This window comes from Actinoallomurus sp. NPDC052274 (assembly GCF_040679475.1).
Lineage (GTDB): Bacteria > Actinomycetota > Actinomycetes > Streptosporangiales > Streptosporangiaceae > Actinoallomurus > Actinoallomurus liliacearum.
Map to the genome: position 1 here is coordinate 44,315 of NZ_JBFAUT010000032.1, position 15,902 is coordinate 60,216.

Consider the following 15,902-nt stretch of genomic DNA (forward strand, 5'->3'; position numbering starts at 1 on the left):
GCGTAAGTGACAGGTTCCAACGGGAACTCGCCAATCGGCGTCGAACAGGCCGCTGACCGGCCACTTCGATCCGACCGACGACGATGTGGAGCGTGGGAGCGCTCCCAGATTCCGGTTGCGTTCTCGTAACGGCCCATTGCGCCACTCATGCGACAGGCTTAACATTCCGGCAATCGAAGCGCTTCGACAGGAGCGGACCTTGGTAAAGATCTCTGACGTGGCCCGCCACGCCGGCGTCTCCCCCAGCACGGTGTCGTACGTGCTGAGCGGCAAGCGGTCCATCTCGGACCAGACGCGCCGCCGGGTCATGGACAGTATCCGGGCCCTGGGCTACCGCCCGCACGCGGGTGCCCGCGCACTGGCCAGCAACCGTTCCAACGTCATCGCGCTCGTCGTCCCGCTCCGCTCCGGCATCCACGTGCCGATCGTGATGCAGATGGTCATCGGGGCCGTGACCAGCGCCCGCACGTACGATCACGACGTCCTGCTGCTGACCCAGGACGAGGGCGTCGACGGCCTCGAGCGGGTGGCCGGCTCCGCCCTCGTCGACGCGCTCCTCGTGATGGACGTCGAGTTGCACGACGTACGGCTGCCGGTGCTGCGCTCGCTGGACCGGCCGTCGGTGCTGATCGGGTTCCCCGCGGACCCGACCGGGCTGACCTGCATCGACTGGGACTTCGAGGCGGCCGGCGCGGCGTGCGCCGAGCACTTGGCCGACCTCGGGCACCGCGAGATCGCGCTGGTCGGCGCGCCGCCCGCGGTGTACGAACGCGGCACCGGCTTCGCCGAGCGCACGAAGGCCGGCTTCCAGCGGGCCGCCGCCGAACGCGGCGTCCACGCGGTCGTCCGGCCCTGCGACCCGGACCACGCCCGGGAGGCCGCCGACGACCTGCTGCGGGACCATCCGGGCCTGACCGGCGTCGCGGTCCACAACGAGCCCGCGGTCGAACCGCTGCTCTCGGCGTTCCGCGCGACCGGGCGCCACATCCCCGACGACCTCTCGTTCATCGCCATCGCTCCCGACGACCTCGCGGAGCGGCTCGACCTCACCTCGATCTCCATCCCCGCCGAGGAACTCGGCCGCCAGGCGGTCGCCCTGCTCATGGAGAAGCTGGACGGCCACCAGCCGCCCGGTGCCACCCTGCTCCCCTCCCGCCTCGTCGTCCGGTCCAGCACACCGGCGGCCTGACGAATTCCACGACTCCTTTTTTCGGCACTCGTCGAAGCGCTTCGACACTTTTTCACCCCCCTGGAGGATCCCCGATGTTCAAGGCGACAAAGGCGCTCGCGGCCCTGGCCGTGGGAGCGCTGGCCCTGTCCGCGTGCGGCGGCGGTGGCGGTGGCGGCGGCTCTTCGTCGAAAGAGCTGAAACTGTGGCACTACGAGACCCAGGACAGCGCCATGGGGATCGCGTGGAACCAGGCCATCAAGGAGTTCGAGGCCGCCCACCCGGGCGTCAAGGTGAAGTTCGAGGAGAAGGGCTTCGAACAGATCCAGAAGACGGCGCCCATGGTCATGAACTCCAAGGACGCCCCGGACATCCTGGAGTACAACAAGGGCAACGCGACGGCCGGTCTGCTGTCCAAGCAGGGCCTGCTCACCGACATGACCGCCGAGGTGACCAGGCGCGGCTGGGACAAGCTGCTCCCGCCGAGCGTCGCCGAGACCGCGAAGTACGACGCCAAGGGCGTCATGGGCGGCGACAAGTGGTACGGCGTCCCGAACTACGCCGAATACCTGCAGGTTTATTACAACAAGGCGATGTTCGACAAATACGGCATCAAGGTGCCCACGAACTTCGACGAGTTCACCAAGGCGATGGACACGTTCGTGAGCAAGGGCGTCACGCCGCTGTCCAACGCGGGCGCGGAGTACCCGGCGCAGCAGTACCTCTACCAGCTCGCGCTGAGCAAGGCGGACCGGCCGTGGGTCGACCGGTTCGAGCGCTACACCGGCAAGGTCGACTTCCACGACCAGGCGTGGACGTACGCCGCGAACACCTTCGCCGACTGGGTGAAGAAGGGCTACATCGCCAAGAACTCCTCCGGCGTCAAGGCCGAGGACGCCGGCACGTCCTTCATGAGCGGCAAGTTCCCGATGTTCTTCTCCGGCAGCTGGTGGTACGGCCGCTTCGAGAAGGAGATCAAGAACTTCCAGTGGGACACGTTCCTCTGGCCGGACACCAAGCTGACGCTCGGGTCGAGCGGCAACCTGTGGGTCGTCCCGAAGGGGTCGAAGAACAAGGACCTCGCCTATGACTTCATCAACATCACGATGCAGAAGGAGATCCAGAACCTCCTCGCCGACAACGGCGGCGTGCCGGTCGCGGGCGACCCCGCCGGGGTGAAGGACCCGAAGAACAAGAAGCTCATCGAGAACTACCAGACCCTGGCGAACAACGACGCGCTGGGCTTCTACCCGGACTGGCCCGCGCCGGGCTACTACGACGTGCTCGTGGCCGGGACGCAGAAGCTGATCAACGGCTCCGCGTCGCCGAGCTCGGTCCTGGACGGCTTCGCCAAGCCGTACAACGAGAACCTCTCGAACATCGGCCACTAGCGACACCGCCGACCGCGGGGTGCGGGCCGGCCCAGGGCCGCCCCAGGGCAGGCCCGGCCGCCCGCCCCTCGCACCGGAGACACACGATGACTCAAACCCTGAGCGCGCCGCCCGCGAAGGCGGTGTCCAAACCCGCCGGCCGGCCGCGCCGCGGCCTGTCCTACTCCGTCTACCTGATCCCCAGCACGGTGCTGTTCGTCGCCGTCATCCTGGTGCCGTTCGTGATGAACATCGGCTTCAGCCTGACGAAGTGGGACGGCATCGGCTCGCCGGAGTGGGTCGGGCTGGACAACTACACCAAGCTGCTGTCCGACGGCGCCTTCTGGGCCTCCTTCGGGCACAACGTCGCGCTCGTCATCGCCATGGCGATCATCCCGCTGGTCATCGGCCTGATTCTGGCGGCCGCGCTGTTCGACTTCATCGCCAAGCGGTTCGGCCCGCGCACGGCCGCGATCCTGCGCGCCTGCATCTACCTGCCGCAGGTGCTGCCGTTCGCGGTGGCCGGGATCGTGTGGGCCTGGATCCTCGCGCCCGACAACGGCGCGCTCAACGCGGTCCTCAAGGCGATCGGGCTGAAGTCGCTCCAGGAGGACTGGCTGGGCGACCCGAAGCTCGCGCTCTACACCGTGATGGGGGTGATGGTCTGGGTGCAGATCGGCTTCCCGCTCGTCGTGTTCATGGCGGGCCTGCAGCGGGTCGACCCCTCCCTGTACGAGGCGGCGGAGATCGACGGCGCGTCGTGGTGGCGGCGGTTCTGGCACATCACGATCCCGCAGATCCGCCCGGAGATCTACGTGGTGCTGCTGACCTGCACGGTCGCCGCGATCAAGAGCTTCGACAAGATCTACATCCTGACGAAGGGCGGCCCCGGCGGCGCGACGAACGTCCCCGCCTACTACTCGTACCAGAACTTCTTCGAGAAGACCCAGGTCGGCTACGGCGCCGCGATCGCGACCGTGCTGACGCTCATCATCATCGTGGTCATGGCGGTGCTGATCAGCCGCCAGAACAAGGCCGAGGGGGCCGACACGTGACCGAGCGAAGCGAGGGAGCCGGTAGGCAGAGCACCTTGGTCATGAGGCCGACGAAGGAGGACTCATGACCACTGTCAGTGTGAAACGGGGAACGCCCGCCGCGCACCGGCGCACTCCGGGGGCCTGGGCGGTGCTCGCGTCGCTCGCGGTGCTCGCCGTGGTGATGCTGCTGCCGTTCGTCATCATCACGTTCAACGCTTTCAAGACCCCGGCGGAGTACTCCAGTAACGGGCCGCTCGCCATGCCCAAGGGCCTCTACCTGCAGGGCATCAAGGACTTCTGGGAGCGCGTCGACTTCGGCGCCAAGCTCGTCAACAGCCTGATCATCAGCGGCTCGGTCGCGATCCTCGCGGTGATCCTCGCGGTGCTGAACTCCTACGCCCTCGGCATCGGCCGGATCAAGGGCCGGGTGTGGATCCTCGTGCTGTTCCTGCTGGCCAACACGATGCCGCAGGAGGTGCTGGTCTACCCGCTGTACTTCCTGTCGAAGAAAGTCGGCCTGTACGACACGCGGCTCAGCGTGATCATCATCCTGACCGCGATCCAGACGGCGTTCGGTACCTACCTGCTGTCGTCGGTGCTGTCGACGTTCCCGCGCGAGATCCTCGAGGCGGCGCGGATGGACGGCGCGGGCCGGTTCCGCATCCTGTGGCGCGTCGTCGTCCCGATCAGCCGGCCGACCCTCGGCGTGCTGTTCGTCTTCTTCTTCATCTGGACGTGGAACGAGTTCTTCCTCCCGATGATCTTCCTGATCTCCAACGAGAACCAGACGGTGCCGGTCGCGCTCGGCGTGCTCCAGGGCCAGAAGATGATGGACGCCACCATGACGAGCGCGTCGGCCCTGCTCGGCATCATCCCGGCGGTCGTCTTCTTCCTGATCTTCCAGCGCACTCTCAGCCGCGGCATCACCGTCGGTGCCGTCAAGTAAGAGAAGGACCACCTTTGAGATTCACCAACGGCTACTGGATGCTGCAGGACGGCGTGCGGGCCTCGTACCCCGTCGAAGTGCTCGACGTGCAGGCCGCGCCCGACTCGCTCAGCGTCTACGCGCCGACCCAGCACATCCGGCACCGGGGCGACCTGCTCAAGGGCCCGCAGCTCACCCTGACCTACACCTCTCCCATGCCGGACGTCATCGGGGTGACGGTCACCCACTTCGATGGCGAGGTCCCCCGCGACCCGAGGTTCCGGCTGAACGAGGAGCGGGTCGACATCGAGGTCACCGTGGACGACGAGGCCGCCGTCCTGACCTCGGGCGCGCTGTCCGTACGGGTCGCCCGGCAGGGTCCGTGGCGTGTCGACTTCTCCGCCGGCGGCCGGGTCATCACCGGCGGCGGCGCCAAGACCACCGCCATCATGGAGACCGGCGACGGGAAGCACTACATCCGCGAGCAGCTCGACCTCGGCGTCGGCCACCACGTGTACGGCCTCGGCGAGCGGTTCGGCCCGCTGGTGAAGAACGGCCAGACCGTCGACGTCTGGAACGCCGACGGCGGCACCGCCAGCGAGCAGGCGTACAAGAACGTCCCGTTCTACCTGACCGACGCGGGCTACGGCGTCTTCGTCGACCACCCCGGGCACGTGTCGTACGAGGTGGCCTCCGAGGTCGTCACCCGCGCGCAGTTCAGCGTCGAGGGCCAGTCGCTGCGCTACTTCGTCATCTACGGCCCGACCCCGAAGGACGTCCTGCGCAAGTACACCGCGCTGACCGGCCGCCCGGCCCGGGTGCCCGCCTGGTCGTACGGCCTGTGGCTGTCCACCTCGTTCACCACCTCCTATGACGAGGAGACGGTGTCGAGCTTCATCGACGGCATGGCGGAGCGGGACCTGCCGCTGTCGGTGTTCCACTTCGACTGCTTCTGGATGCGCGAGTTCCACTGGTGCGACTTCGAGTGGGACCCGCGCACGTTCCCCGACCCGGAGGGCATGCTGCGCCGGCTCAAGGCGCGCGGCCTGAAGATCTGCGTGTGGATCAACCCGTACATCGCGCAGCGCTCGAAGCTGTTCGAGGAGGGGAGGGCACGCGGCTTCCTGGTCAAGAAGCCGAACGGCGACGTCTGGCAGTGGGACAAGTGGCAGCCCGGCATGGGCCTGGTGGACTTCACCAACCCCGAGGCCCGCGAGTGGTACGCCGCGAAGCTGGACGCGCTGCTCGACATGGGCGTGGACTGCTTCAAGACCGACTTCGGCGAGCGCATCCCCACGGACGTCGTCTACTTCGACGGCTCCGACCCGGAACGGATGCACAACTACTACACGTACCTGTACAACGAAACCGTCTTCGAGCTGCTGCGCAAGCGCCGGGGCGAGGGCGAGGCCGTGGTGTTCGCCCGGTCCGCGACGGCGGGGACGCAGGCGTTCCCGGTGCACTGGGGCGGCGACTGCGAGTCGACGTTCGAGGCGATGGCCGAGGACCTGCGCGGCGGGCTGTCGCTGAGCATGTCGGGGTTCGGCTACTGGAGCCATGACATCGGCGGCTTCGAGGGCACGCCCGACCCGGCGCTGTTCAAGCGGTGGATCGCGTTCGGCCTGCTGTCCTCCCACAGCCGGCTGCACGGCAGCCACTCCTACCGGGTGCCGTGGCTGTTCGACGAGGAGGCCGTCGACGTCCTGCGCGTCTTCACGAGGCTGAAGGCTCGGCTGATGCCGTACATCCTGGGCGCGGCGCGCGAGACGTACGGCGAGGGCATCCCGATGATGCGCTCGATGGTCGTGGAGTTCCCCGACGACCCGGCCGTCAGCCACCTCGACCGGCAGTACATGCTCGGCGGCGACCTGCTGGTCGCGCCGGTCTTCTCGGCCGACGGCGAGACCGCGTACTACGTGCCCGAGGGCACCTGGACGCACGTGCTGACCGGCGAGCCGGTGACCGGCGGGCGCTGGGTGCGGGAGCGGCACGACTTCCTGTCCGTCCCGCTGCTGGCCCGGCCGGGCTCGGTGATCCCGATGGGCGCGATCGAGGACCGCCCCGACTACGACTACGCCGACGGCGTCACGCTGCACGCGTACGCCCTGGCCGACGGCGCGCGGGTCACCACGGAGGTCCCGGACGTCTCGGGCGAGGTGGCGGCGACGTTCACGACGGGGCGCGACGGCGACGTGGTCACGGTGACCACGGCGAACGCCGAGAGCTGGCGGGTGCTGCTCGTCGGCGTGCGGTCCGGCGACGTGGAGGGTGGCACGATCGTCCAACACGATCACGGCCTCCTCATCGAGGCGGCCGGCCCGACCGTCACGATCCGAGGTGTTCAATGACCGATTTTCTGTGGGGCGCCGCGACCGCCGCGTACCAGATCGAGGGTGCGGCCAACGAGGACGGCCGGGTGCCGTCCATCTGGGACACCTACAGCCACACGCCCGGCCGGGTGCTGAACGGCGACACCGGCGACGTGGCCGCCGACCACTACCACCGGTGGCCGGAGGACGTCGAGCTCATGCGGGAGCTGGGCCTGGGGGCGTACCGCTTCTCCATCGCCTGGCCGCGCGTGTCCGACCAGCGCGGGATCGACTTCTACTCCCGGCTCGTCGACGCGCTGCTCGAGTACGACATCAAGCCCGTCGCGACCCTTTACCACTGGGACCTGCCGCAGGAGCTGGAGGACGCCGGCGGCTGGACGGCGCGCGATACCGTCTACCGGTTCGCCGAGTACGCGGAGCGGATCGGCGCGGCGCTCGGCGACCGGGTGCACCTGTGGACCACGCTGAACGAGCCGTGGTGCTCGGCGTTCCTCGGCTACGGCTCGGGCGTGCACGCGCCCGGCCGGACCGACCCGGTCGCCGCGCTCACCGCCGCCCACCACCTCAACCTCGCGCACGGGCTGGCCGCGCAGGCGCTGCCCGGCCCGGTGTCGGTGACGCTCAACCTGCACCACGTGCGGGGCGACGACGCCGACGCGGTCCGCCAGGTCGACGCGGTCGCCAACCGGGTGTTCCTCGGCCCCATGCTCGACGGCGCCTACCCCGCCGACCTGATCGAGGACACCCGGCGCCTCACCGACTGGTCGTTCGTGCGGGACGGCGACGAGGCGACCTGCAAGGCGCCGCTGCAGATGCTCGGGGTGAACTACTACGCCCCGACGCTCGTCCGGCGCTGGGACGGCGTGTCGCCGCGCGCCACCGCGGACGGGCACGGGGACGGGACGGCGTCGCCCTGGGTGGGCTGCGACGACATCGACTTCCTCCCGCAGCCGGGCCCGTACACGGAGATGGGCTGGCCGATCGACGCGACCGGCCTGACCGAGCTGCTGCTGCGCCTGCACCGCGAGTACCCGGGTCTCCCGCTCGTCATCACGGAGAACGGCGCGGCGTTCGACGACCGCGTCGACCCGGACGGCCGGGTGCGCGACCAGCGCCGGATCGACTACCTGCGCGACCACCTCACGGCGGTCGAGCGGGCACGCGAGGCCGGGGCGGACGTGCGCGGCTACTTCGTCTGGTCACTGCTGGACAACTTCGAGTGGGCGTACGGCTACTCGAAGCGGTTCGGCATCGTCCACGTGGACTACGCGACCCAGAAGCGCACCTGGAAGGACAGCGCGCACTGGTACCAGTGCCGTATCAAGCAACGCCGGTCGTGTGATGACCGTATTGGTTGATCCTCGCCTTGGTGGCGAGCGACTCCCCACTGGGGGGTGGGGCGGGCCTCGGCCGGCCAGGGGACCCTTGTGCGGTGCCGTGATGGGGGCGTCGTCGGGGGTCACGCCGGGACCATCCGGCACCGGGGAGATGCCGTCCGGCTCGACGGTGCGTGATCACCACCGGAAACGGATCCTTGGGACTGGTGGTGATGGGTCCGCCCGGGTCACGCCGGGCGATGTTGGCGCCGCCGACCAGGTCGCGGTGCCCGCTGAAACCACACTGCATGCAGGTGAAACGGCGGCCAGCGGGTTTGGGGACCCTCCGGCCGCATGCCGGGCAGGTGGAGGAGGTGCCGCGTTCGTCGACCAGCTCGACGCGGATCCCGGCCTGTTCGGCCTTGTCCTTGAGACAGCGGATCAGATAGCCGGGCCGCCAGTCACGGACCCGCTGGTTGTGCCGCCGCCCGGCCTTCAACTCCAGCACACCGCGCGGGTCGCCGATCCGCAGCGTCCCGACCCGTCGTTGCACGGCCCATTGGATGACCTGTGTGGCCGCCTCGTGCTGGGCCTGTTTGATCCGGCGCTTGTGCCGGGCCTCGAGTTTGCGCTGGCGGGCCCGGTACTTGCGCCACCGCCGCGACCCGGCCTGCCCTGGCTTCGGTGCCCGCTGGGCGACGGCCCGGCGGCGGTGTTTGGTGTCTTTGAGGTGCAGGTGGGCCTCGGCGCGCATCGCCCGCCCTGACACCAACAAAGCCTCTCCATCCGGTCCGGCCACCGCGTACGGGTGAATCACCCCAGGGTCGACTCCGGCGACCCGGTCGGGGTCGGGCTCGGTTCCGGGCGCGTAGGTGGCGACGGGGACCTCGGCGGCCACCTCCACGAACAACCGCGAGCCCTCGTTGATCAGGGTGACCGACCGGACCTGCTCCACCGGATAGGGTAGTTTCCGGTCCAGGCGCACCCACAGGGGAGGGTGGCCACGGGCGACCGCCAGCCGCAGCCGCTGCCCATCAACGGCGAAACAACCGTGGCGGAACCGCACCGGGAGCAGGCGGCGTTTACGGCGCGGGAGCCGCGCCGAGGTGTCCCCGTCGGCGCGACGCTTGGCGGCAGCGAACCAGGCGTCGCTGTAACGCCGCAGAACGCCTTCAGCGCAGATGGAGCTCAACTCACCAAACGTCCCCGGACCGGCCTGGTGCAGCTCCCGGCACACTGCTGGAAGCTGGCGATCGGCGCCAGGCCGCGCTGACGCCGCCACCGGTTCATATCCAGCGCACACGCCCACACATCCCCCGCCGCCACCAACAACCCGAAACACCGCCGCCGCTGCCCAGGCGTCAGGCGCAGACCGACCCGGGCGGTCCGCAACACCGCCCGGGGAGCGTCAGGATCGACACGTCGAGGCACGAGGCGATTACAGCAGGTACCTACGACAGAACTTGTCCTCCAAGGATCGCTGGGCAACCGGGCCATCAAACGATCAGGGCCAACCGGCTAATTCACGAACGAGGTTGTTTGACACGCTAGGAGGTAATGGCAAGTGGAATTCCGACCCCGGATCGCCGCGACGCTCGGCGTGGCCGTACTGGCCACGCTCGGGCTGAGCGGTCCGGCCCACGCCAAGACCACGTACCCCTTCCAGAATCCCCGCCTCCCCCTCAAGACCCGCGTCGACGACCTGCTCAAGCGGCTGACCGTCGACGAGAAGATCTCCCTCCTCCACCAGTACGAGCCGGCCATCCCGCGGCTCGGGATCAAGGCGTTCAAGACCGGCACCGAGGGGCTGCACGGCGTCGCCTGGTCCACCGACATCCACAACAACGGGGCCGTCGTCACCGCGAACGGCACCGTCTTCCCGCAGGCCGTCGGCCTGGCCTCCACCTGGAACCCGGCGCTGATCCAGAAGGTCGGCTCGGCCGTCGGCGACGAGGCGCGCGGCTTCAACTCCGAGAACCCGGACGTGTGGGGCCTGCAGCTCTGGGCGCCGGTCGTCAACCTGCTGCGCGACCCGCGCTGGGGCCGGAACGAGGAGGGCTACTCCGAGGACCCGTACCTCACCGGCGCCATCTCCACGGCGTACGGCTCCGGCATCGAGGGACCCGACAAGGACCACCTCAAGGCCGCGCCCGTCCTCAAGCACTACCTGGCCAACAACAACGAGGTGAACCGCGACACCACCTCGTCGGACCTGCGGCCGCGGGTGAAGAAGGAGTACGACGAGAAGGCGTTCTCCCCGGCGATCTCCGCCGACGCGGCGACCGGCGTGATGGCGTCGTACAACCTGGTCAACGGGCGGCCCAACACCGTCAGCCCCGACCTGAACGACGTCGTCCGCAAATGGACCAGGCGTGACCTGCTGAACGTCACCGACGCGGGCGCGCCGAACAACCTGACCGGCAGCGAGCACTACTACGCCACCCAGCCCGAGGCGGACGCCGCGCTGATCAAGGCGGGGCTGGACAGCTTCACGGTCGACGACACCAACGGCGGGCCGACCACCGCCGCGGTCAAGTCGGCGCTGGACCAGGGCCTGCTCAAGCAGTCCGACCTGGACACTGCGGTCTCGCACATCCTCAGCCTGCGGGTCCGGCTCGGCGACTTCGACCCGGACGGCGGCCCGTACGCCAAGATCGACAAGTCGGTCATCAACAGCGCGGCCAACCAGGCGCTGGCCCGGCAGACCGCCGACCAGGCGGCCGTGCTGCTGAAGAACTCCGGCAACGCCCTCCCGCTGAACGCTTCCAAGACCAAGAAGCTCGCGGTGGTCGGCCCGCTGGAGAAGACCCTCTACACCGACTGGTACTCCGGCTCCCTGCCGTACAAGGTGACCCCGCTGGACGGCCTCAAGGAGAAGCTCGGCAGCGGCGGCACCGTGTCCGACAGCGAGGGCGCCGACCGGATCGCCCTCAAGGACGTCAAGACCGGCAAGTACATCACCGCCGGGACCGGGGCGTCCGGGGCGGCGCTGAAGGAGAGCGCCACCACCGCCGACACCACCGCCCAGTTCGACGCGTTCGACTGGGGCCAGGGCAAGCTGACCCTGCGCAGCGTCGCCAACGGCAAGTACGCCGGCCGGTACAACTGGGGCGACACGGTCGTCAACGACCAGGACCAGCCGAACGGCTGGTTCGTGCAGCAGATGTTCTCGCTGGAGCAGCAGAGCGACGGCAGCTACCTGCTGCGGTACGCCGGCTACGAGACCGACGAGTCCTGGTACGGCAACAACAAGTACCTCAAGGCCGGCTCCGACGGCACGCTCACGCTCACCACCAAGTCCGGGGCGTCCCACTTCAGCAAGGACGTGATCAGCAGTGGCGCGGACGAGGCGGTCAAGGCCGCCAAGGGCGCGGACGCGGCGGTCGTGGTCGTCGGCAGCATGCCGTTCATCAACGGCCGTGAGGCGCACGACCGTACGACGATGGCCCTCGCCGAGAGCCAGGAGAACCTGATCAAGGCGGTGCGGGCGGCCAACCCGAACACGATCGTGGTGGTGGAGAACAGCTACCCGACCACGCTCAACTGGGAGCAGCGACACGTCCCGGCGATCCTGTGGACGACGCACGCCGGCGCGGAGACCGGGCACGCCCTCGCCGACACGCTGTTCGGCGACAGCGACCCGGCCGGGCGGCTCACCCAGACCTGGTACCGCTCGGACGGCGACCTGCCCGACATCCTCGACTACGACATCATCAAGTCGAACCGCACGTACCTCTACTACCAGGGCGAGACCCTCTACCCGTTCGGCTACGGCCTGTCGTACACGACCTTCACGTACGACCGGCTGCACGTCAGCCAGTCGAGCGACAAGGTCACCGCGACCGTCCACGTGACCAACACCGGCAAGCGCGCCGGTGACGAGGTCGTCCAGCTCTACACCCACCAGCGGACCTCGCGCGACAAGCAGCCGGTCAAGCAGCTCCGCGCGTTCCAGCGGGTGCACCTGGCGGCCGGTCAGACCAAGACCGTGCACCTGACGTTCAAGGTGTCCGACCTGGCGCACTGGGACGTCACCCGGAACAAGGACGTCGTGGAGACCGGCGCCTACGACGTGCTCGTGGGCGCGTCCTCCGCCGACATCCAGCAGCGCGCCGCCCTGCAGGTGCACGGCGAGACCATCCCGGCGCGGAACCTCGCCGCCCAGACCCGCGCGGTGGACTTCGACGACTACCAGGGCGTCCACCTCGTCGACGAGACCAAGGCGCGCGGTGACGCGGTCGGCGCGACCGACGGGAACTGGGTCGAGTTCGCCGACGCGTCGCTCGGCTCCGGCGCGGCGACCTTCACCGCCTCGGCCGCCAAGGCGAGCGCGGGCGACGGCTCGATCGAGATCCGCCTCGACTCGCCGACCGGCCCGCTCGCGGGCACGGCGACGGTCTCGAGCACCGGTGACGTCTACAAGTACGCGACCACGACCGCCGCGCTGCGCGGCGCGAAGGGCCGCCACGACGTCTACCTGGTGTTCCACGGTGACCTGCGGGTCAGCACCGTCTCGCTGAAGTAGCGGGACCGGCCGCCGCCCCCACCGGGCGGCGGCCGCCTACGAGCAGGGGCGCCCCGTCCATGCCCCAGGACGCGAGGGCGGGGCGCCCCGAACCACCCGGGGACCGACGTCCCCGGATCCATCGGGGGATCCGACCGTTCCGACTCCACGACCGCCATCGGAGGCCCGGCTCGTGAACGTCAGACCCGTCCGCCGCCTGAAAGTCAGGCTCCTCGCCCTCCTCGCCGCCGTGACCGCGACGCTCGCGCTCGCGGTGTCCCCGCTCTCCCCGCCGACCACCGCCGTCGCCGCCGCCGCGCCGAGGCACCGGGTGACGTACGACCACTACTCCGTCTCGATCGACGGGCAGCGGGTGCTGCTGCGGTCGGCGGAGTTCCACTACTTCCGGCTGCCCAGCCCCGACCTGTGGCGCGACGTGCTGGAGAAGTACCGGTCCGCCGGGTTCAACACCGTCTCGATCTACTTCGACTGGGCCTACCACTCCCCCAAGGCCGGGGAGTACGACTTCACCGGCGTACGCGACGTGGACCGCCTGCTCACCATCGCCCAGCAGGCCGGGCTGTACGTCATCGCGCGGCCGGGCCCGTACATCAACGCCGAGACCACCGGCGGCGGTTTCCCCGCCTGGCTGAAGAACGTGCCGGGCCGGGCCCGCACCAGCGCGCCCGGCTACACGGCCGCGTACCGCGACTGGCTCGGCCACATCGACCCGATCCTCGCCCGCCACCAGATCACCCGCGGCGGCTCGGTCATCCTCTACAACGTCGAGAACGAGTACGCCGAGGCGACCGACGCGGCGTACATGGAGGACATCCAGAACAAGGCGCGCGCCGACGGCATCGACGTGCCGACGATGACCAACGACTGCTGCGACGCGGCGTCCTGGACCTCCACGTGGGCGTCCGGGCAGGGCGCGGTGCAGATCCCGGGCGTCGACGACTACCCGCAGGGCTTCGACTGCGCCAACGCGGACACGAGCTGGGGTCCGTGGGGCGCGGGCCTGACCGAGCGGCTGCGCGAGGACGCGCCCGTGTTCGCCGCGGAGTACCAGGGCGGGTCGATCGACCAGCAGAACGCCGGCTTCGACAAGTGCCGGGAGCTGACCGGCCCGAAGTACATGAAGTTCTTCTACAAGTCGAACCTCATCGAGTCCGGAGCGACCGCCTTCAACTACTACATGGGCTTCGGCGGCACCAACTGGGGCTGGCTGGCCCAGCCGAACGACGTCTACACCTCCTACGACTACGGCTCGGCGATCACCGAGAACCGCCTGCTGAGCGACAAGTACGACGAGTTCAAGCGGCAGAACCTCTTCCTGGCCTCGGTCGCGCCGCTGACCAGGACCGACCCGGCGACCGCCCCGGCGTCCTCGAACCAGGCGATCGAGACCGTGGCGCGCGTGAACACCGGCACCCGCACGCAGTTCGTGCTGGTCCGGCACAGCGACCACGCCGCGACCACGGACGACTCGGCCACGCTCGACTGGACCACCCCGGACGGCCGCTACCAGGTGCCCGTACGGGTCGAGGGCCGCGACGCCAAGGTCCTCATCGCCGGCTACGACCTGGGCGGCCAGCGGCTCGTCTGGTCGAACTCCGAGCTGATGACGCACACGGTTTCCGCAGGCCGGGACATCGCGGTGCTGTACGGCACGGACGGCACGCAGGGCTCGACCGTGCTGCGCTACTCCTCGCGGCCGACCGTGAAGGTGCTGCAGGGGTCGGTGAAGGCGTCGTATTCGCCCCGACCAATCGATCCCGGCCTACCTCCCGGTTCCTCCTCCGGTGACCTGCGGCTCGACTACACCCACTCCGGCCTGGCCCGGGTGCTGATCAGCGGCGGCGGGCGGCGTCCGCTGTTGCTCCTGCTCGGCACCGACGCCGAGGCCGCGAAGTTCTGGCAGGCGGGCCCGCTGCTCGTGCGCGGCACGTCGCTCGTCCGCTCCGCCACCGTGCGCGGCCAGACCGCGTACGTCCGCGCCGACACGGCCAAGGCCGAGGACGTCGAGGTGTTCGGCGACGCCCACCGCCTGGTCGTGAACGGCTCGCCGGTACGGACGCGGCCGACCGCGAGCGGGTCGCTGCTCGGCACGCTGCCCGGTCCCGAGGCCGTCCGCCTGCCGGCGCTCACCGGCTGGCGGTCGAAGGCGGAGTCCCCCGAGACGCGGCCCGCCTTCGACGACTCCGGCTGGACGGCCGCGACGAAGACCACGACCGAGAGCCCGCTCAAGCCGAAGACGCCGACCGTGCTGTACGCCGACGACTACGGCTACCACTACGGCGACGTCTGGTACCGGGGCCGGTTCACCGGCACCGGCGCGGAGACGAAGGTGTCACTCAACGCCTTCACCGGCAAGCGCGGCTCGTACCTCGTCTGGCTGAACGGCCGGTACCTCGGCTCGGCGGCGGGCGGCGTCGAGGCCGACGCGGACGCCCCGGTCAACCCCGCCCCCGGACGCGGCGACTTCACGATCCCGGCGGGCCTGGTGAAGGCGGGACAGCAGGCCGTCCTGTCCGTCCTCGTGGAGAACCAGGGCCACAACGACGACTGGATCGCCGACGACAACCGGTTCAAGCAGCCGCGCGGCCTGTACGCGGTCACCGTCACCGGCTCGGACGCCCCGATCTCCTGGCGGATCCAGGGCGCCAAGGGCGGCGAGAACCTCACCGACCCGACGCGCGGCCCGCTGAACAACGGCGGCCTGTACGGCGAGCGGGCGGGCTGGCACCTGCCCGCCTACCCGGACGGCACCTGGAAGACGGGCGCCGCGACCAAGGTCACCCCCGGTGTGACGTGGCAGCGCACGTCCTTCCGGCTCGACCTGCCCAAGGGCCAGGACGTGCCGATCGCGCTCCGCTTCGGCGGGCCGGTCGGCCAGGGCTACCGCGTGCAGATCTTCCTCAACGGCTGGAACCTCGGTCAGTACGGCGGGGACATCGGCCCGCAGACGGACTTCACGCTGCCGGCCGGCCTGCTGCGGCAGCACGGAGGCAACACCCTCGCCCTCGCGATCGTCGCCCGCGCCGACGCGACGCCCGCGCCGGTGAGCCTGGTCGCGCTCGGCAACGAGCGCGGCGGCGTGCCCGTGTCCGACGTCCCCTCCCCCTCCTTCCGCTGACCTCCACGGGTCCGGGGGGGGGGGGCCCCCCCCCCCCCCCCCCCCCCACGGGGGGCAACAATTAGACAAAAGCGCCCAGCCACCCCCGCACCCGCCCCCCCCCCCCCCCCCCC

At 69.7% G+C, this 15,902-nt stretch carries 9 protein-coding genes; 8 read left to right on the top strand and 1 reads right to left on the bottom strand.

The window, feature by feature from the left end:
• The first annotated feature begins 199 nt into the window (after positions 1 to 199).
• The 6 genes from AB0K82_RS25730 to AB0K82_RS25755 all read left to right on the top strand — a co-directional run bounded on the left by AB0K82_RS25730 (position 200) and on the right by AB0K82_RS25755 (position 8,188).
• On the top strand, positions 200 to 1,189 hold the full coding sequence (locus AB0K82_RS25730; protein ID WP_364401342.1) for a LacI family DNA-binding transcriptional regulator: 990 nt from the start codon (positions 200 to 202) through the stop codon (positions 1,187 to 1,189).
• Positions 1,190 to 1,263: 74 nt separating this feature from the next.
• Positions 1,264 to 2,559 (top strand): extracellular solute-binding protein, encoded by a 1,296-nt coding sequence (locus tag AB0K82_RS25735; protein ID WP_364401345.1) that lies wholly within the window; start codon positions 1,264 to 1,266, stop codon positions 2,557 to 2,559.
• A gap of 86 nt (positions 2,560 to 2,645) precedes the next feature.
• Entirely contained in the window at positions 2,646 to 3,593 is a 948-nt protein-coding gene (locus AB0K82_RS25740; protein ID WP_364401348.1) for a sugar ABC transporter permease, read from the top strand.
• A gap of 64 nt (positions 3,594 to 3,657) precedes the next feature.
• Positions 3,658 to 4,521 (top strand): carbohydrate ABC transporter permease, encoded by an 864-nt coding sequence (locus AB0K82_RS25745; protein ID WP_364401351.1) that lies wholly within the window; start codon positions 3,658 to 3,660, stop codon positions 4,519 to 4,521.
• Positions 4,522 to 4,535: 14 nt separating this feature from the next.
• Positions 4,536 to 6,848: an alpha-xylosidase gene (gene yicI / locus AB0K82_RS25750; protein WP_364401354.1), complete on the top strand. Its 2,313-nt coding sequence runs from the start codon at positions 4,536 to 4,538 to the stop codon at positions 6,846 to 6,848.
• Entirely contained in the window at positions 6,845 to 8,188 is a 1,344-nt protein-coding gene (locus AB0K82_RS25755) for a GH1 family beta-glucosidase (protein ID WP_364401356.1), read from the top strand. The genes yicI and AB0K82_RS25755 overlap by 4 nt, the downstream gene beginning before the upstream one ends.
• On the opposite strand, the gene AB0K82_RS25760 is transcribed toward AB0K82_RS25755, so the two are convergent.
• Complete coding sequence (locus AB0K82_RS25760) at positions 8,151 to 9,338, bottom strand: transposase (RefSeq protein WP_364401357.1); 1,188 nt, start codon at positions 9,336 to 9,338, stop codon at positions 8,151 to 8,153. The two genes, AB0K82_RS25755 and AB0K82_RS25760, sit on opposite strands and share 38 nt — an antisense overlap.
• A 372-nt stretch (positions 9,339 to 9,710) precedes the next feature.
• Here AB0K82_RS25760 and AB0K82_RS25765 point away from each other — a divergent pair, with 372 nt between their 5' ends.
• On the top strand, positions 9,711 to 12,671 hold the full coding sequence (locus AB0K82_RS25765) for a glycoside hydrolase family 3 C-terminal domain-containing protein (RefSeq protein ID WP_364401359.1): 2,961 nt from the start codon (positions 9,711 to 9,713) through the stop codon (positions 12,669 to 12,671).
• A 172-nt stretch (positions 12,672 to 12,843) separates the two neighbouring features.
• Entirely contained in the window at positions 12,844 to 15,789 is a 2,946-nt protein-coding gene (locus tag AB0K82_RS25770) for a beta-galactosidase (protein WP_364401362.1), read from the top strand.
• Positions 15,790 to 15,902 lie beyond the last annotated feature (113 nt).

What these genes read in the sequence shown, in the direction of transcription:
- AB0K82_RS25740 (WP_364401348.1), top strand. Translation starts at nt 2,646, where the DNA reads ATGACTCAAACCCTGAGCGCGCCGCCCGCGAAGGCGGTGTCCAAACCC.
- AB0K82_RS25745 (WP_364401351.1), top strand. Translation starts at nt 3,658, where the DNA reads ATGACCACTGTCAGTGTGAAACGGGGAACGCCCGCCGCGCACCGGCGC.
- AB0K82_RS25735 (WP_364401345.1), top strand. Translation starts at nt 1,264, where the DNA reads ATGTTCAAGGCGACAAAGGCGCTCGCGGCCCTGGCCGTGGGAGCGCTG.
- AB0K82_RS25755 (WP_364401356.1), top strand. Translation starts at nt 6,845, where the DNA reads ATGACCGATTTTCTGTGGGGCGCCGCGACCGCCGCGTACCAGATCGAG.